Genomic DNA, 18807 nt, shown 5'->3' with positions numbered 1-18807 from the left:
TAAACTATTCAGTTGATTCATGAATATTAGCGAAAAGTGGATAATTTGTTGCTTTTTAAAAAGGATAAACTATAATACAATCTAGAATGAAAATATTGTGTGAGAAAGAAGGAACAAAACAGATGGAATTATGGTATACAGAAAAGCAGACAGACCATTTTGGTATCACTGCGAAAATTACAAAAACCCTAGTGGAGGAACAGACAGATTTTCAACACTTGGCGATTATAGATACACTTGAATTTGGACGCATGTTAGTGTTAGACGGCATGGTAATGACAACAGTAAAAGATGAATTTGTTTATCATGAGATGGTTGCACATCCAGTTTTACATTCACATCCAAACCCGAAACATGTACTTGTTGTTGGTGGTGGAGATGGTGGTGTTATTCGTGAGGTATTAAAGCATCCGGAAGTAGAGAAGGCAGTATTGGTTGAAATTGATGGAAAAGTAATTGAATACTCAAAAAAGTTCTTACCTGAAATCGCAGGGGAATTAGAAAACCCAAGAGTAGAAGTTATCGTGAATGATGGTTATATGCATATTCATGAAAATAAAAATACGTATGATGTCATCATGGTAGATTCTACTGAGCCTGTAGGACCAGCAGTTCAATTATTTGAAAAAGGTTTTTATAAAGGGATTTATGATGCGTTGAAAGAGGACGGCATTTTTGTTGCGCAAACAGACAACCCATGGTTCAAAGGAGATTTATTGCAAAAAGTAAATCAAGATGTAAAAGAGATTTTCCCAATTGTAAGAGTATATCAAGCCAATATTCCTACATATCCAAGTGGGTTGTGGACATTTACAATGGGTAGTAAAACGGTGGATCCGTTAAATGTGGATGAAACTAATATCCCTGAATTACCAACAAAATATTATACACCGAGATTACACAAAGCAGCTTTTGCACTGCCAAAGTTTGTAGAAGATTTAGTGAATCCTAAAAAGTAAGAAATTAATGAATTAATATAACAGTGAAATAGATGAAATGAAGGAAGTGTTTTTCATGCTCTTAAATGAAGCTTATTCTGGAAAAGTGTTTATTAACAGCTCTAACGATTATGATCATGCTCGTGCAGTAATATACGGAATGCCAATGGATTTTACAGTGAGTTTTAGACCCGGCTCTAGATTTGGACCAGCAAGAATTCGCGAAGCATCGATTGGGTTGGAGGAATATAGTCCATATTTGGATAAATCCATCGAAGATATGATTTATTTTGATGCAGGAGATTTAATGCTTCCGTTTGGCAATGCAGCGCGCAGTTTGGATATGATTGACGAGTATGTAAGAGGATTGCTAAAGGACGGAAAGTTCCCTATTGGTTTAGGTGGAGAGCATTTAGTTACTTGGCCTATAATTCGTCAAATGTACAGTAAGTATCCTGATCTAGCTCTTATACATATCGATGCACATGCTGATTTGCGTGAGCAGTATGAAGGGGAAGTTCTTTCTCATTCTACTCCAGTAAGAAAAGCTGTGGAACTTATGGGAGGGCACAACATTTATCAATATGGTATTCGCTCAGGAAGTCGTGAGGAATTTGCATTTGGAAGAGAACATGTGAATTTTCATCCATTTGAAGTATTGGAGCCATTGAAAAAAACGCTGCCTAGTTTATCAGGAAGACCTGTGTATGTAACTATAGATATTGATGTTTTGGATCCATCAGCCGCACCTGGAACTGGAACAGCTGAAGCGGGTGGAATCACTTCTAAAGAACTAATTGCAGCTATCCATGAAATATCCAGATCCAGTGTACAAGTCGTTGGAGCAGACGTAGTAGAAGTGGCTCCTATATATGATCCAACTGAACAAACACCTATTGTTGCGTCCAAGCTTATTCGTGAAATGTTGTTGGGATTTGTCCCAAATTAAAATTTGTAGATACTTCATCTATTGGATACCCGGAGTGTAATGAAAGGATTGGACGACATCCTCCAGAGACTCTAATAGTGGTTTTTGTTCAGGAATTGGGAGTTCTGTAGCATGTGATATAATGAACTAACAAATAAAAGAGGAGTGTTTTACGATGTCTGAAAACAAAAAAGTTTCCATGCACATTGAAAGTATCAGTGAAGAACAGCAAATTATTCAAAATGTAATTGCCGAATATTTTTATAAAGGTGATGCCGTTTATTATAGATACGAAGAACCTGATCATAATATGGGAAGAATCACAACTACATTAAAAATTAAAGGAAACGAGATTAAAGTAGTCCGTCATGGAGATATTCAATCAGAGCAATTATTTCAGCTTGATAGCTTGCAGCCAGGTTATTACCATACAGCTTCAGGAAAAATGAATATTTCAAACAAAGCAAAGGAAATAAAAATCGATTTGGATCCTCAAGGTTATGGTCAAATCTCCTGGTCTTATGAATTGTTTTTAAATGATGAACATTCAGGGGATTTTGCATTGAAGATCCAAATACAGGAGGATAATGAGGCGTGAGTGTTTTAGAGAGTGTAAAAGATAAACTTATAGAGGCTGTTAAAAATTCCGCTGTTAAATCTGAACTAGTTTCAGTTGAGGAGCTCCCTGAAATCAGTTTGGAGGTACCCAAAGATAAAAGCTTTGGTGATTTTTCAACTAATCTTGCTATGCAGTTAACTCGAATTGCGAAAAAGAATCCTAGACAAATTGCTGAGCAATTAAAAGAGCAGCTTGATTATGCAGAAGCAGGTGTTGAAAATGTGGAAATTGCAGGACCTGGTTTTATAAATTTCTATTTAGATAAAAGGTACCTGCATGAAGTCATATCCGATGTGTTGATGAAAGGTGCAAGATACGGAGCTGTTACTGTAGGTAACCATGAGAAAATTCAGGTCGAGTTTGTTAGTGCGAATCCAACTGGCAGCCTTCATTTAGGACATGCACGTGGCGCTGCTGTTGGGGATGCACTGTGTAATTTACTAGATTTTGCTGGTTATGATGTATCCAGAGAGTATTATATTAATGATGCCGGCAATCAAATTGATAATTTGGCAAAATCGATTGAAGCAAGGTACTTGCAGCAGCTTGAAAAAGAAGCGGAAATGCCGGAAGATGGTTACCATGGTGAAGATATTATTCAATTTGCAAAAGAGTTGGCAGCTGAAGAACATGATCGTCTTCTATCTCTTGAAGGTGATGAAAAACATGAGTTTTTTAAACGTTACGGCTTAGAAAAAGAAATGCAAAAGCTGAAAAATGATTTAACTCGTTTTGGCGTGGAATTTGATGTTTGGTTTAGCGAAACGTCACTTTACCAAGATAAAAAAACAGATGCTGTTTTAGAAGAGCTTGAATCGAAGGGACACACTTATGAGCAAGATGGTGCTCTTTGGCTTAAAACTACACCATTTGGAGATGACAAGGATCGTGTTCTCATCAAAAATGATGGTTCTTTCACGTATTTGACACCAGATATAGCCTATCACAAGGACAAATTTAATCGTGGCTTCAATCAACTCATTAATATTTGGGGAGCCGATCATCATGGATATATTCCAAGAATGAGAGCTGCAATCACTGCATTAGGTTATGAGCCTGATCAACTAAAGGTGCTTGTTTCTCAAATGGTGAGCTTGTACCAAAATGGTGAGAAAGTAAAAATGTCTAAGAGAACAGGTAAAGCTGTCACTATGAAAGAGTTGATGGATGAGGTTGGAGTGGATGCAATTCGTTATTTCTTTACGATGCGTGGAATCGACTCTCATCTCGATTTTGATATTGATTTGGCTATTTCTACTTCAAATGAAAATCCTGTTTATTATGTTCAATATGCTTATGCGCGTATTTGCAGCATTTTTCGACAAGCGGATGAACAAGGTATTGCAAGAATGCCATTAGATCAAGTAGATTTACATTTGCTAGATGAAGAGTCGGAGTACAATCTATTGTTGAAAGTGGCTACTTTGTATAATGAGGTTCAAGTTGCAACTGAACAGTATGCACCTCATCGTATCATTCGATATGTATATGAATTAGCTTCGCTTTTCCACAGCTATTATAAAGCTCAGAGAGTCATTTTAGAGGATGATGAAAAACTCACTCAAGCGAGATTATCTATTTTGGCTGCTTTGAAAGTTGTTTTTGAAAATTGTTTTAAAATCATAGGAATCTCTGCACCGGAAAAAATGTAACTATAATACCCACAAAAGTGAAGCCAATCAACGTAGTTTAGTCCGATTACTTTTGCGGGGCCCTGATTAAAATGAGATCAAAAAAGTGAAGAAAAGTGTTATAGCTTAATCCGAATACTTTTTGGGGACCCCGGAACAAAAAAGAGTACCACAAATGTGAAGGAAGCCTACGTAGTTCAGACCCAGTTCAGCTCATGTATGAGTTGCCCCAAAAAGTGAAAAGGAAACAAAGGGATAGTTCCAGGCACTTTTCGGAGCCACTTCATATTTACACGAAGGATTCGGTTACTTACATATTTGATGTACTCCGGTAAGAGTTTTTTCAACAAACCACAAAAGCTTACTTCTTGCTTTTGTGGTTTGTTAGTTTTAACTTTTTAACATATCTTAAAGCCTTCACTGCATTGATTTCTTTTGCAATCATTTTTTTATTCGTGCTGCCTAATGGTGTACCTGTCTTTTTTAATATGGTTTTTATTTTTACAGGGCTTAAGTCTCGGTTTATAGATAACATAAGTGCGATAATTCCACTGACATGGGACGTAGCCATAGAGGTTCCGTTTAATTCCACGTATTTTCGGTTTGGCCAAGTTGAAAAAATTTTTTCACCAGGTGCATAGATGTCAATGTTTTTTCCTCTATTACTGAAAGAAGCTAGACGTTTTTTGGAAGAAGAAGCTCCGACAGAAATAGTTGGGGTAAATCTTGCTGGATAATCTATTGTCTCTTTCTTTCCATCATTTCCAGATGAGGCTACGGTGATGATTCCTAAATCATTAGCTTGTTTAATGGCATCTAACAAGGATTGACTGCGGTTGCTCATTCCAAAGCTCATATTAATGATGTCCATCTGATTTCGAATGCTCCATTCAATGGCTTGGATGATATCAGAAGAATAAGCAGTTCCTCTGTGGTCAAATGCTTTAATAGGATGCAAGAGTGCTTTTGGTGCTGCTCCCACGATGCCATTTTCCTCGTTGGAAGCGGCAATTGTACCTGCTATATGTGTTCCGTGACCATTATCATCCCAAGGAGGCATGTGCGGATATATAAAATTGAATCCTCTTTGCAATTGTTCTTTGAGGTCTGGATGATTAAAGTCAACTCCGGTATCAATAACGGAAACCTTAATCCCGTCTCCTTTTGTAAACTTCCAAACCTGTGGTGCTTTGATTTCTTTTACACCCCATGGTATTGAAGGTGTTAACTCGTCAGTTGGCACATGCACAGGATTAAATGTTGTTGGGGAATGCATTTTTATTTTTGTATCCTTTTCAATAAATCGAATGGCAGGATGTTTCATTATATTTTTACTGGATTGTATGGGACAAGAGATAGCATGAATGATCCCGATGGGTTGAACATGTGACAACTTAGATAAAGATGGCTTTAGCTTTTTTAATTGACGCAAGCAGCTCTGAAATTCCTTTCGATTTTGAAAACGAATGATTTGTCTTGATACAGGCTGCTTTGTAACGATATGACGATCTAAATAATGTAAAAAACTGGAGAAATTCAATTTGTCATCCCCCCTATAATAAGCAGTTAACTTGGATATTGCATTATTTTATGTCATTTGTGCTCTATTGGCGTTGGGGGAATGCCTCTTTTTATAATAATTGGGCATTCGATGATGTCAGAAAAAAATTATGGACATAGGATAAGTAAAGAGAGGGAGCTCTCTTTAATTATTCCGGGTTATGAACGCGATTTCGTAACTATGCGGATACAGTCATAAGCGAAGAGTTTATTGCTCTTCGCTTATAGTTTTGTTATGCTGATAATTGCATTTTCCCGAGTTCAATGTCATGATACTTTAGATGCAGGTTTTATCGAGGGTGATGAGCATGAACTTTTTGAACTTGTATTTGAAGTATTCTTGCATTTTTATGTAAAATAGGTTTTACTTAATGATGATAAAGATAAAAAGTTCAATATACATATTATTTTGATTTATGTTGTGTGAAAGGTTGTGTTAGGTGTGAGCAGTCAATATACAATAAATCTTACCGCTGAGGAAATAAAAGAAATACCAATGGTTGATTTGGCGTTTATGATTTTTAAATCAACAAACAAACAATTCTACTATCGTGATTTAATGGGTGAAATTGCAAAGGTCAAGAATCTATCTGACAAAGAAGTTGAAGAGGTTGTTGCCCAGCTGTATACTGAAATTAACATTGATGGTCGTTTTGCCTGTATTGGAAACAATATTTGGGGATTAAAACGTTGGTATACTTTGGACAAAGCCGAGGAGATCTCCAATAAACCAAGAGTGATTAATGACGATGATGATGATCTTGAAGACGAAAAAGAAATGTTTTCGGATGAAGATGATGACGCTTATGTGAATAATAATAATGTCGAAGATCCGATTGATGCTGAGGATGAAGATCTTGAAGAGAATGAAGATCTTGATGAAGAAGCCGATGAAATCAGTCTGGATGAAGAAATGGAAAAAGAGATGGATGAAGACAACGATGATGAAGATGACAAGTATTAAATATTTCAATTTCCAGTCTCTTGACATCCATCTATGTACAGAGTAAACTATTGCAAGGGCTAAAGATTTTTTTAAATAATTAAAGTATAAATAATAATAAAAGTGCCTCTTTGATTGAAGAGTCACTTTATTTTTTTGTTAAAATTTATAGGAGGTAAGGCACAGTGACTAAGTATATATTTGTAACTGGAGGAGTGGTGTCTTCCTTAGGTAAGGGAATCACTGCTGCTTCTTTGGGTAGATTGTTAAAAAACAGAGGTTTACAAGTAATGATCCAAAAATTTGATCCTTATATTAATGTAGACCCTGGAACAATGAGTCCTTACCAACATGGGGAAGTATTCGTTACAGATGATGGTGCAGAAACGGATTTGGATCTTGGGCATTATGAGCGTTTTATTGATATTAACTTGACACAAAATAGTAATGTTACAACAGGAAAAATTTATTCTTCAGTGATTACCAAGGAAAGAAAAGGTGAATACTTAGGAGGAACAGTTCAAGTTATCCCACATATTACTAATGAGATCAAAGAACGTGTTTTTCGTGCAGGCAGAGAATCTGGCGCTGACGTAGTAATAACTGAGATAGGTGGAACCGTTGGTGATATTGAAAGTTTGCCGTTTTTAGAGGCTATTCGACAAATTAAAAGTGATATCGGAAGAGATAACGTGATGTATATTCACGTAACGTTGATTCCTTATTTAAATGCTGCTGGTGAATTAAAAACAAAACCAACACAGCACAGTGTGAAAGAATTGAGAAGTTTAGGGATTCAACCTCATGTTATTGTTTGTCGAACAGAACAAGAATTATCAGAAGATATGAGAAATAAGCTGGCACTGTTTTGTGATATTGACCCAAATGCAGTGATAGAAGCACGAGATGCGGATACATTGTACGAAATCCCTTTGATGCTGCTTGATCAACATATGGATGATATCGTTGTTAATCATTTGAAGCTAGAAGCACCATCCCCAGATATGACGGAATGGAATCATTTACTTAACAAAGTAAAGCAATTAAAACATAAAACTGAAATTGCAATTGTAGGTAAGTATGTTGCATTGCATGATGCTTATTTAAGCATTGTGGAATCTTTAAGCCATGCAGGTTTTGAGCATCAAGCTGAAGTTAATATACGTTGGGTTAATGCTGAAGAAGTCAATGATGAAAATGTACAGGATCTTCTTAGCGGAGTAAACGGCATATTAGTTCCAGGTGGATTTGGAGATCGTGGAATTGAAGGTAAAGTAAGTGCGATTAAATATGCTCGGGAAAACAAAGTTCCTTTCTTCGGTATTTGTTTAGGCATGCAGGTAGCAGTGATCGAATTTGCTCGTTCTGTTGCAGGATTACAAAGTGCGAATAGTTCTGAAATCAATCCTGACACACCTTATCCAGTGATTGATTTATTGCCAGAGCAAAAGGATATTGAAGATTTAGGTGGAACAATGAGATTAGGTTCTTATCCTTGTAAATTAGGAAAAGATACTTTAGCATATGAGAGTTACGGAACAGATTTAATTAGTGAAAGACATCGTCATCGTTATGAATTTAATAATGATTATAGAGAAATGTTAGAAAATGCAGGGTTAAAAGTTTCTGGAACTTCACCAGATGGGCGTCTTGTTGAAATGATTGAAATTCCAGATCATCCTTGGTTTTTAGCATCACAGTTTCACCCTGAATTTACATCAAGACCAAACCGACCACAAAAAATGTTTACAGGATTTGTAAAAGCGGCTTTGAATCAAATTTAATTGGATTTTTTTCAACTTTATGGTAAATTAAGCAGGAATTTAAGGACTGTGCATAGAAATAAATATTTACCATAAAAGGGATTTGTGTTGCTCGGGGAGGTAAGCCGTTTGGAAAAAGGGAAGTTATTGATAGTAGATGATCAACACGGAATTAGAGTGTTGTTAGAAGAAGTGTTTAAGATGGATGGGTTTTACACGCTGACGGCTGCAAATGGTCAGCAGGCGTTAAAGCATGTTAATAATGATCCTCCAGATCTTGTATTGCTGGATATGAAAATTCCAGGAATGGATGGTTTAGAAATATTAAAGCATATTAAAGAAATAAATGCCTCTATTAAAGTGATCATGATGACTGCTTACGGTGAGCTTGATATGATAAAAGAAGCAAAGGAAGCAGGAGCTATGAGGCATTTTTCCAAACCGTTTGATATTGATGAAATTCGTGCGGTTGTGAATGATGTAATCGGAGACGATCATAGTGCAACAGGATCCTGAAAAGGATCTTTTTTTTCATAACATAAGAATTTTAGTTAACCACATAATAAAGAAACTATAGGATTTTTGTTTCTTAGTCTGCTAGAAATATACTACCTCGAAGAGCTTTTGTTTAAGTAAAAGCGGTTTGCTCTCATCATCTTAATCTTCTAGTGTGTGAAATTGCTCACTTCACTTTTTGTACCTTTAAATGCTATAATAGTGCAGAATGACTTACGGTTGTTTAATTGATTTTCAAAAAAATAGGAGGCTCGAAACCATGCCATTAGTATCAATGAATGAATTTTTACCTGCAGCTAAAGAGAAAAAATTTGCAGTAGGACAGTTTAACATGAATAACCTTGAGTTTTCTCAAGCAATTGTTCAAGCAGCAATGGAAGAAAACTCTCCATTTATTTTCGGAGTAAGTGAAGGTGCTCTTAAATATATGGGGATTGAATTCACAGTTGCTATGGCTGAAGCAGCAGCTAAACAATCAGGATTACCTATCGCACTTCATTTAGATCACGGCAGCAGCTTTGATGTAGCTATGAAGTGTATTCGTGCTGGTTTTTCATCCGTAATGTTTGATGGATCTCATTATTCTTATGAAGAAAATGTTCGTCTAACAAAAGAAGTAGTAAAAACTGCACATGCTATGGGAGTTTCTGTTGAAGGTGAGCTAGGCACAATTGGTGGAGTTGAAGATGACATTAGTGTTGATGAGGCTGATGCTAGTTTAGCAAAACCAGATGAAGCGATTCGTTTCTACGAAGAAACGGGTGTAGACTGCTTAGCTATTGCTGTGGGTACTGCTCACGGAATGTACAGTGGTGAACCTGATATTAAATTTGACATTATTGAAGAAGTGACGAAAAATATCCCAGTTCCAGTTGTATTACACGGTGGCTCTGGTGTACCAGACGAAATGATTAAAAAAGCGATCCAAGCAGGTGCTGGTAAAATAAACGTTAACACTGAAAATCAAGTTGCACTTACGAATGCAATTAGAAATGTATTAAGCAGCAACGATAGTGTTTATGATCCAAGAAAATACTTAGGTCCAGGTAAAGAAGCAATGGTTGAAGTTGTAAAATCCAAAATTAGATTGTTTGGAAGCAACAACCAAGCTTAATTATACATGTTTTAAGAAGGGGGAACTCACCTGTTAGGTGACTTTCCCTTTCCTAAATTGTTCGCATTACAAAATTTAACTAGCGTTTTTTTAGATTGTTGGAGGGATATACATAACTATGGAAAAACTGATCGTTACAGGTGGCAAACCACTTAAAGGGACTATTCGTATCAGTGGAGCTAAAAACAGTGCAGTTGCTCTCATACCTACTGCTTTGATGGCTGATTCTACTGTTGTTTTAGATAATATGCCTGTGTTAAGAGATATTACAACTTATAAAAGTATTTTAGAAGACTTAGGTGCTCGTGTTAATTTCTCAGAGGATCAAATGGTCATTGACCCTTCATCTCTACAATCTATTGAAATGATTGATGATAACGTTAAACAATTGCGTGCATCTTATTATTTAATGGGCGCTTTGCTTGGAAAATTTGGTGAAGCAGTGATTGGGTTGCCAGGTGGCTGTGATTTTGAACCTCGCCCTATTGATCAACATATTAAAGGATTTGAGGCTCTTGGTGCAGAGGTTAGAAATGAACACGGTTCCATTCATATAAAAGCAAAACAATTAGTTGGGAATAAGATTTATCTTGACGTAGTAAGTCATGGTGCAACCATTAATATTATGTTGGCAGCAGCCCGTGCAAAAGGAACCACTATAATAGAAAATGCGGCAAAAGAACCTGAGATTATTGATGTAGCTACTTTACTCAATGCAATGGGTGCTAAAATTAAAGGGGCTGGAACAGGCACTATACGCATTGAAGGTGTAGAGGAATTGAAAGGGTGTCGTCATTCCATTATTCCAGACCGTATTCAAGCAGGCACATATATGATTGCAGCAGCAGCTACAAAAGGGGATGTTCTTGTTGATAATATCATCCCAAAACATATGGAAGCTTTGACAGCAAAACTGGAAGAAATGGGTGTTGAGATCCACGAGTTAGACGAAGGGATTAGAGTGATTGGGAAACCTTCTTATAATAGTATAGATGTTAAGGCTCTAGTATATCCTGGGTTTGCTACAGACTTGCAATCCCCTATGACAACCTTATTGACCCAAGCTAATGGTGTAAGTGTATTAACCGATTATGTGTTTAACAGTCGCTTTAAACATATCCCAGAATTAATTCGTATGGGAGCAAAAATTAAACTTGAGGATCGTTCCGCAGTTATAGAGCAATCAGATTTACAATCTGCCAAAGTGAAAGCAACGGATTTAAGAGCTGGTGCGTCTCTCGTAATTGCAGGACTTACGGTTAAAACAGGGCGTACAGAAATTACGGGTGTAGAATATATAGACAGAGGGTATGATAACCTCGTTGATAATTTGAAGCAATTAGGCGCAGACGTATGGCGCGAGTCATAATCGGTTGTATAAATTTAATTAAAAAAGGAAACAATATGTAGTTCAGTAAACTATGTTTTTTGAATAATAGTAAAGAAACAGTAGCTTTAATAATTTTAGAATGTGGTGGTACTTATATGGACATGAATTTAGCAGAATTAGAAAAATTGAAGTTGAACGACCTGTATACCTTAGCTAAGAAGTTCCAAATCCAATATTATAGTCAAATGAAAAAAAAAGAACTCATATTTTCGATCTTACGTGCACAAGCAGAACAAGGTGGACTAATGTTCATGCAGGGGGTCTTGGAAGTCTTACCTGAGGGATACGGTTTTCTTCGACCTATCAATTACTTGCCAAGTAAAGAAGACATCTACATATCTGCATCACAGATTCGTAAGTTTGATTTGCGAACTGGTGATTTAGTCTCTGGTAAGTGTAGACCTCCAAAAGATAATGAAAGATATTTTGGTTTGCTGCAGGTAGAAGCAGTGAATGGTGAAGATCCAGATAAAGCTAGTGAAAGACTTCACTTTCCAGCACTTACTCCACTATTTCCACAAGAAAAAATCATTCTTGAAACAACCCCTACTCACCTTTCTACTCGGATTATAGATTTGTTATCTCCAGTTGGGTTAGGTCAAAGAGGACTGATCGTTGCACCTCCAAAGGCAGGGAAGACGTTGCTATTGAAGCAGATTGCCAATAGTATCTCAACAAATCGTCCAGATATGGAATTATTCGTATTGCTTGTTGACGAACGTCCAGAAGAGGTAACGGATATGCAGCGCTCAGTAAAAGGTGAGGTGGTAGCTTCTACATTTGATGAACTGCCAGAAAATCATATCAAAGTTGCGGAACTAGTTTTAGAGCGTGCACTTAGATTGGTAGAGCACAAAAAAAACGTTGTTATTCTAATGGATAGCATTACTCGTTTAGCGAGAGCATATAACTTAGTTATTCCTCCTTCAGGTCGTACTTTATCTGGAGGGATTGATCCTGCAGCATTCCATAGACCTAAGAGGTTTTTTGGTGCAGCAAGAAATGTCGAAGAGGGCGGGAGTCTTACTATTCTGGCTACTGCGCTTGTTGATACTGGCTCTCGAATGGACGATGTTATTTATGAAGAGTTTAAAGGTACTGGGAATATGGAGCTTCATCTTGATCGAAAACTGGCAGAACGCCGTATTTTCCCAGCGATCGATATTCGTAGGTCTGGTACAAGACGTGAGGAATTATTGGTACCAAAAGAAGAATTGGATAAAATATGGTTGCTTCGTAAAAATATGAACGATGCCCCAGATTTCACAGATGCATTCTTGAAAAGAATGGCAAATTCAAAAACCAATCAAGAATTTTTATCCACTTTAGTGAAGCCTGTTTCTTCAAATACAAAAAGAAAAGTGAATGCAACACCAAAATCTTAAGAAGTCCTTTAATTAGTAAGGTTGTTCATAATAGAGTTGCAACATTTGAATGAACGTGTTATGATCTTGTATGTGTCAATTTAACTCTGGATTGCAAAATATTCAGGGCGGAAAGAGGGGTAATCATAATGAAAGAAGCAATTCATCCTAAATACGAATTAACTACAGTAACTTGTGCTTGTGGAAACTCTTTCGAAGCAGGTTCTGTAAAAGAAAATCTTCGTGTTGAGATTTGCTCTAACTGTCATCCATTCTTCACTGGTAAACAGAAGTTTGTTGATGCTGGTGGACGTGTAGATCGTTTCAAGAAAAAATATGGCATGAAATAATAGCAGTATAAATTAGTGTTTAATCTTTACAGCATATAGAAACCTTCTTTGGTTATGATAATGACTAAGGGAGGTTTTTTTATGTGGAAAAAATGCTTTCTTTTCATCATAGCAGTATTCGCATTCAGTGTATTTACAGGTTGCAATCAAGTAGAGAATAACAATGTTAAGATGGAGAAATATGAAAACGATGGATATTTAGGACTTACAAAATCAATGCCGAATTTGCCAACAAATCCTTCTTTTCATAACTATAGAAAAGATACAGAGTTAGTTCAGCAATCTTTAAAAGATATAAAGGGTGTGTTGGGTACTACGGTCACAATTACAGATGGTGAAAATATGTTGATTACAGTTCAAGTACCGAAGGATTCATCCAATGAAGCAGTAAAGAAAATAAAAAAATCTGTTTATGAAGCTACATTCAAACAACTTCCAAGATATAACATAACAGTGCGCAGTAATAAATCTGGTTAAGTTGGTAATGCTTTCTTGATGCTTGATATTTTCTTCAGAATCAGATATACTTAATCTTGCCGCGCTAGACGGGGAGGTAGCGGTGCCCTGTAACCCGCAATCCGCTATAGCGGGGTTGAATTCCTGTTAGAGGTATTGTTGATGTAATGTCAGCCTTTTACACGTAGTGTTGACGGTCAGGTCCTTCGCAATGGATGCCTGCGAATCCGGTCAGGTTCGGAAGAAAGCAGCCGTAAGTAGGATGTTCCATGTGCCGAGGGGTTGCCTGACCTGAGCTAACGATAAAAGTAGCGGTTATGTCGCAATTATCAATAACAGGTGCGCGGTAAAACATCATAAAACTTTAAGCAAAAATCACCTAATGGTGGTTTTTTTGTTTTCTAGTACTTTTCACAAGATTGGATTATGTTACCATGTGAGGTTTTTTTAAGAATAAGGAGGAATTTTCTATACTAAGGTAGAATTAACTAATGATATACTTTGGAATTTGTTGGAATGGGAGGTTGAAGTATTTGTCTACCCCAGTTACGTTAAAGTTCCCATATACGATAGAAAAACTACTTAACTCCCTTGAAGTGAAAGGTACATCCATCTTGATTATAAATGAGAAAGAAGAGGTTACGTTTTGTAATTCTGTATTTCTATCGGCTACTGGTTTTGGTAATATTGAAGAACTTAACAGCATTAAAATTCGCAACATTATTCATTTCACTGAATCTTTAAATGAATTGTCGCAAACGCTGCAAAATAACAAGAAACTTACGGTTAATACAAAAAATAAAACCTCTATTGAATCGACATTTTCAGTATTATCATTACAAACGCATGATGATAAGAATCAAGGCTATTTATTTATGTTATATGACTTGCATCATGTAAATTTAATACAGCACTTTTCTGGCACTTTTATGAAGGATGTCAATCTTGGTGTATTGCTAATTAATACAGATTTTAAACTGATCGATATTAGTGATATGGCATGTACGATATTTGGCATGGAAAAGGAAGAGGTCATCGACAAATCATTAGATGAGATTTTCAAATCTGTCCCAAGAGAGTATCAGCTGGTGCAGCGCACCATACTTGAAGGGATGGTAACGAAGAATCATGCAGTATCTTTGATCAATGAAACCCAAAGATATGAATTGCTTATGGATTCAAATACTTTAAAGAACAGTAGCGGAGATACTGTGGGAGCTTACATTATATTAAAAGATGTTTCTAATCTAAGATCTCTAGAAGAGCAAGTGCAGAGAAGTGATCGTTTGGCTATGATAGGTCAAATCGCGGCAGGCACAGCTCATGAAATAAGGAATCCGCTCACCTCTATTAAAGGTTTTTTACAAGTGATTAAAAAATCGCTTAAAGAAAATGAAATGAACCAAGAATTTGAATTTACGAATATCATGTTAACTGAAATAGACAGAATTAACGGTTTAGTCAGCGAATTTCTTTTGTTAAGCAAACCACGGGACTTTGTTTTTGAACAAGTAGATTTAACTAAAGTGATGCAAGAGATTAAACCAATAATACATAATGAAGCGATCTTACATGATGTGGAGGTTCACTATCACCCAGCAAATGACCTTCCATTTATTCTAGCAAATAAAGAGTTAATTAAGCAGGTTTGTTTGAACATTTGTAAAAATGGAATAGAAGCGATGGTTGATGGGGGAACATTAAGCATTACCGAAAAAATAGATGAAAAAAATAAACAAGTCAGCATTGAAATTCATGATACAGGTCCTGGAATCCCTTCATTTTTAGTGGATAAAATATTCGATCCTTTTTTTACAACAAAACAAGAAGGAACGGGTTTAGGTTTATCTGTATGTCAAAGAATTATTCATGATATTGGTGGAACAATACGAGTTTCTTCTAAAGGCTTCGGCACCACCTTTATTATTAGCATGCCCCTTCCGGCTGGGTAAATTTAATTATAAATGTAAACCACTCTTGTTTGTTCTTTTAAGAGTGGTTTTTCTTCTATAGGCATATATAGTATAATGAGATAAAGTGTAGGAATCAGAAAAAATCTAAATCACTCGGAGAAAATAATGAGTCATATTGCCTTATATCGTAAATGGAGATCACAAACGTTCAAGGAAGTCGTAGGACAAAAACATATCGTACAAACGCTGCAAAATTCTTTAAGAGAAAATCGCTATACGCATGCTTATTTGTTTAGCGGACCACGAGGAACGGGGAAAACAAGTACAGCTAAAATATTAGCTAAAGCCTTAAATTGTGAGTTAGGACCAAGTGAAGAGCCTTGCAATCAATGTACTGCCTGTAAACGAATCAGTGAAGGGGCAGTTATGGATGTGATGGAAATCGATGCCGCATCCAATAGAGGTGTTGAAGAAATCCGAGATATTCGTGATAAAGTGAAATATGCTCCTACAGAAGTACGGTATAAAGTATATATTATTGATGAAGTTCATATGCTTACGACAGAAGCTTTCAACGCCCTTTTAAAAACGTTGGAGGAGCCTCCAGCTCATGTGATCTTCATTTTGGCGACGACCGAACCTCATAGAATACCAGCAACCATCATATCAAGATGTCAAAGATTTGATTTTCGTAGAGTTGCTTTAGAAGAACAAGAAAAGAGAATGAAGCTGATATGTGAACAGGAAGATATATCAATAGATGATGATGCACTTCAATATATTGCACGATTATCTGACGGTGGAATGAGAGACGCACTGAGTTTATTGGATCAAATTGTTTCTTTCTCAAGTGATCATATCAACTATGAAATCGTTATTGAAGCAACAGGGGGTATTGAATCTAGTCATTTTTTAAAGTTAGCTGAGGCCGTAAAACAACAAAATGTTAGTGAAATACTCGAACTAACCCATCATTTGATGCAAGAAGGAAAAAACGCTGACAAATGTTTGGAGAGCTTAATTTATTACTACAGAGATTTATTGGTCATAAAGATGGTAAATCATGCGCAAGATGTGACGGATCGTGTGTTAGATGTATCTAGCTATTCGCAGCTTGTTCAAGTATATGAAAATGAAGAAATTTTTAATATTATAGATACATTAAATCAATACCAAGTAGAAATGAAATATGCTTCCAATCCACAAACTCTATTAGAAATTGCTTTGATGAAGATATGTACCTTAGATGTCGAGAAGCAAAATGTAGTTCAGATCCAGCAACCCTCTGTAAACCAAAAAGAAGTTAAAGGACATGCAAATGCTAACCAGTCAACGATTTTAGCGTTAAGTCAAAAGGTTGACGATTTGGAAAAACAGATTGCAAAATGGATGAAATCTGGTGCAGTTGCAGAGAAACCAACACCATCATTTGAGTCAAAAAAGACAAGTCCTAGACAATCATTAGCGACATTGAATCCACAATCAAAGGAACAGTTGCTTGGTTTTATAAAAGATAAAGAAGAGGATGCACTTAAACGAATACTTTTAAAATGGAGTCAGGTTTTAAATAAAGTAAAGTCGAAGAAAATTACGGTACATGCATGGTTAGTTGATGGTGAACCTGTTTCTGTAAAAAACAATACCGTATTGGTTGCTTTTAAAAATACAATCCATAGAGAAACAACAGAGAAAGTGACGAATAAACAAATGATTGAAGAAGTGATTCATGAGGTATATAATGAACCCATCCAACTTAAAACTGTAATGCAAAAAGATTGGAATGAATTGGGTTCTATCGAAACTCAAGCTAATGCAAAAGCGGAGCAGCCAGAAAGTTTAGAATTAGTGCCTGATCATGAAGAAAGTGAGCAAAAGCAGAAGGATTGGGTGGATGAAGCTGTTCAATTGTTTGGCAGTGACTTGGTACAAATAGAAGATGAATAAAAAATGAACAAATAAACATGGTTTAAACATACGATAGAAATAAATCAATACTATAGAATGAACTATATCGAAAGGAAGTTATACAATGAGAAACAATATGAATCAAATGATGAAACAAGTAAAAAAAATGCAGTCACAAATGATGAAAGCACAAGAGGAGCTTAAAGAAAAAACAGTAGAAGGAACAGCTGGTGGCGGTGTGGTTACAGTTACAGTGACTGGAGATAAAAAAGTAACAGATGTAGTGATTAAACCAGAAGTTATAGATCCAGACGATGTGGAAATGCTGCAAGATCTAGTTGTTGCAGCTTTGAATGATGGATTGAACAAAGCAGATGAGCTGGCAAATGAAGACTTAGGTAAATTTGCAGGTGGCTTACCACCAGGATTGTTATAAAAGTATAGTGTTTTTTTGGGATATAAGTCTAATTTGATTGTTTATTTTTATCTTTCCGAAGGGCTCCATTAAGGAGCTTTTCTTCTATTTATGGGCAAAATGAACAGATTGGTTGTCAAACTATGAACCAATGCCTTCCCCTGCATCGCTTTTAGTCTGCAATAAAAAGGGTTCTGTTCAAAACCAATTAAAGGAGTTAAATGGTTTGTATTATCCGGAGCCAGTATCTAAACTGATTGATTCATTTACTCGTCTGCCCGGAATTGGGGCGAAGACAGCAGCTAGACTAGCTTTTCATGTGATACGTATGGAAGAAGAAGATGTTGTTGATTTTGCTAAAGCATTAGTCAATGTAAAAAGAAATCTGCACTATTGCTCAGTTTGCTGCAATATTACGGATGTTGACCCATGTAGAATATGCAGTGACAAAAATAGGGATTCCTCAGTCATTTGTGTCATTCAAGAGCCGAAGGATTTAGTTGCAATGGAACGAACGAAGGAATTCCAAGGTTATTATCATGTATTACATGGTGCGATTTCTCCTATGGAGGGGATTGGACCAGATGAAATACGGGTTGCTGAGTTGTTAACGAGACTAAGTGATGAGCGTGTAAAAGAGCTTATATTAGCAACCAACCCTAATATAGAAGGTGAAGCAACTGCAATGTACCTTTCCCGATTAGTGAAACCATTTGGCATTAAGATAACGCGTATAGCGCATGGATTGCCTGTTGGTGGAGATTTAGAGTATGCGGATGAAGTAACCTTGTCCAAGGCGCTAGAAGGCAGGAGAGAGCTGTTTTGAGGTTGAGACTAGATAGTAGACGTAGTGAATTCGTTTATATCAAAAGCTTAAGCATTAAGAAATCATAATTCATGATCAGATAACTGTAAAAAACATTAACATCTACACATAATTTAATAAATAAGGTTGTGACACATACGCCACTTGTTTACGGATTCTCTGTAATTGAGCGGCGA

17 protein-coding genes and 1 other RNA gene are annotated in these 18807 nt (G+C 36.4%); 17 read left to right on the top strand and 1 reads right to left on the bottom strand.

The features are described from left to right. The first annotated feature begins 122 nt into the window (after positions 1–122). The 4 genes from speE to argS all read left to right on the top strand — a co-directional run bounded on the left by speE (position 123) and on the right by argS (position 4137). Positions 123–959: a polyamine aminopropyltransferase gene (gene speE / locus Q5Y73_RS11160; protein ID WP_305991981.1), complete on the top strand. Its 837-nt coding sequence runs from the start codon at positions 123–125 to the stop codon at positions 957–959. Between the two features lie 55 nt (positions 960–1014). Then, positions 1015–1887: an agmatinase gene (gene speB, locus Q5Y73_RS11155; protein ID WP_305991980.1), complete on the top strand. Its 873-nt coding sequence runs from the start codon at positions 1015–1017 to the stop codon at positions 1885–1887. Positions 1888–2041: 154 nt separating this feature from the next. Next, a complete protein-coding gene (locus Q5Y73_RS11150) occupies positions 2042–2464 on the top strand; it encodes a YwiB family protein (protein ID WP_305991979.1) in 423 nt (140 codons plus the stop codon). Next, a complete protein-coding gene (argS, locus tag Q5Y73_RS11145) occupies positions 2461–4137 on the top strand; it encodes an arginine--tRNA ligase (RefSeq protein ID WP_305991978.1) in 1677 nt (558 codons plus the stop codon). The genes Q5Y73_RS11150 and argS overlap by 4 nt, the downstream gene beginning before the upstream one ends. A 340-nt stretch (positions 4138–4477) precedes the next feature. Here argS and Q5Y73_RS11140 read toward each other — a convergent pair whose 3' ends face one another. Then, on the bottom strand, positions 4478–5656 hold the full coding sequence (locus Q5Y73_RS11140; protein ID WP_305991977.1) for a S8 family peptidase: 1179 nt from the start codon (positions 5654–5656) through the stop codon (positions 4478–4480). A gap of 462 nt (positions 5657–6118) precedes the next feature. Between Q5Y73_RS11140 and rpoE the strand changes: the two genes are divergently transcribed. From rpoE to recR, 13 genes are all read left to right on the top strand, one after another. After that, a complete protein-coding gene (gene rpoE / locus Q5Y73_RS11135) occupies positions 6119–6640 on the top strand; it encodes a DNA-directed RNA polymerase subunit delta (RefSeq protein ID WP_305991976.1) in 522 nt (173 codons plus the stop codon). 164 nt (positions 6641–6804) lie between these two features. Then, positions 6805–8403, top strand: a complete 1599-nt coding sequence (gene pyrG / locus Q5Y73_RS11130) for a CTP synthase (protein WP_305991975.1) — start codon at positions 6805–6807, stop codon at positions 8401–8403. Between the two features lie 108 nt (positions 8404–8511). After that, on the top strand, positions 8512–8898 hold the full coding sequence (locus Q5Y73_RS11125) for a response regulator (RefSeq protein ID WP_305991974.1): 387 nt from the start codon (positions 8512–8514) through the stop codon (positions 8896–8898). Positions 8899–9157: 259 nt separating this feature from the next. Continuing rightward, on the top strand, positions 9158–10012 hold the full coding sequence (gene fba / locus Q5Y73_RS11120) for a class II fructose-1,6-bisphosphate aldolase (RefSeq protein WP_305991973.1): 855 nt from the start codon (positions 9158–9160) through the stop codon (positions 10010–10012). Between the two features lie 118 nt (positions 10013–10130). Next, on the top strand, positions 10131–11381 hold the full coding sequence (murA, locus tag Q5Y73_RS11115; protein ID WP_305991972.1) for a UDP-N-acetylglucosamine 1-carboxyvinyltransferase: 1251 nt from the start codon (positions 10131–10133) through the stop codon (positions 11379–11381). A 116-nt stretch (positions 11382–11497) separates the two neighbouring features. Then, positions 11498–12787: a transcription termination factor Rho gene (gene rho, locus Q5Y73_RS11110; protein ID WP_305991971.1), complete on the top strand. Its 1290-nt coding sequence runs from the start codon at positions 11498–11500 to the stop codon at positions 12785–12787. Between the two features lie 128 nt (positions 12788–12915). Continuing rightward, a complete protein-coding gene (gene rpmE / locus Q5Y73_RS11105) occupies positions 12916–13116 on the top strand; it encodes a 50S ribosomal protein L31 (RefSeq protein ID WP_305991970.1) in 201 nt (66 codons plus the stop codon). Positions 13117–13197: 81 nt separating this feature from the next. Next, complete coding sequence (locus Q5Y73_RS11100) at positions 13198–13593, top strand: hypothetical protein (RefSeq protein ID WP_305991969.1); 396 nt, start codon at positions 13198–13200, stop codon at positions 13591–13593. Between the two features lie 59 nt (positions 13594–13652). Beyond that, positions 13653–13919: signal recognition particle sRNA large type (ffs, locus tag Q5Y73_RS11095), an RNA gene on the top strand. A 186-nt stretch (positions 13920–14105) separates the two neighbouring features. Then, positions 14106–15524, top strand: a complete 1419-nt coding sequence (locus Q5Y73_RS11090) for an ATP-binding protein (RefSeq protein WP_371320192.1) — start codon at positions 14106–14108, stop codon at positions 15522–15524. 126 nt (positions 15525–15650) lie between these two features. Then, the gene (dnaX, locus tag Q5Y73_RS11085) at positions 15651–17429 is read left to right on the top strand and encodes a DNA polymerase III subunit gamma/tau (protein ID WP_305991968.1); all 1779 of its coding nucleotides are present in this window, start codon (positions 15651–15653) and stop codon (positions 17427–17429) included. Between the two features lie 85 nt (positions 17430–17514). Beyond that, the gene (locus Q5Y73_RS11080) at positions 17515–17826 is read left to right on the top strand and encodes a YbaB/EbfC family nucleoid-associated protein (RefSeq protein ID WP_305991967.1); all 312 of its coding nucleotides are present in this window, start codon (positions 17515–17517) and stop codon (positions 17824–17826) included. Positions 17827–18031: 205 nt separating this feature from the next. Then, positions 18032–18631, top strand: coding sequence for a recombination mediator RecR (gene recR / locus Q5Y73_RS11075; protein ID WP_305992167.1), 600 nt, complete (start codon positions 18032–18034; stop codon positions 18629–18631). Positions 18632–18807 lie beyond the last annotated feature (176 nt).

Origin of the sequence: Chengkuizengella axinellae (assembly GCF_030730905.1) — a bacterium.
Lineage (GTDB): Bacteria > Bacillota > Bacilli > Paenibacillales > KCTC-33759 > Chengkuizengella > Chengkuizengella axinellae.
The sequence above is the reverse complement of the archived record's forward strand: the minus strand, read 5'-3'. Positions and strand labels throughout refer to the sequence as shown.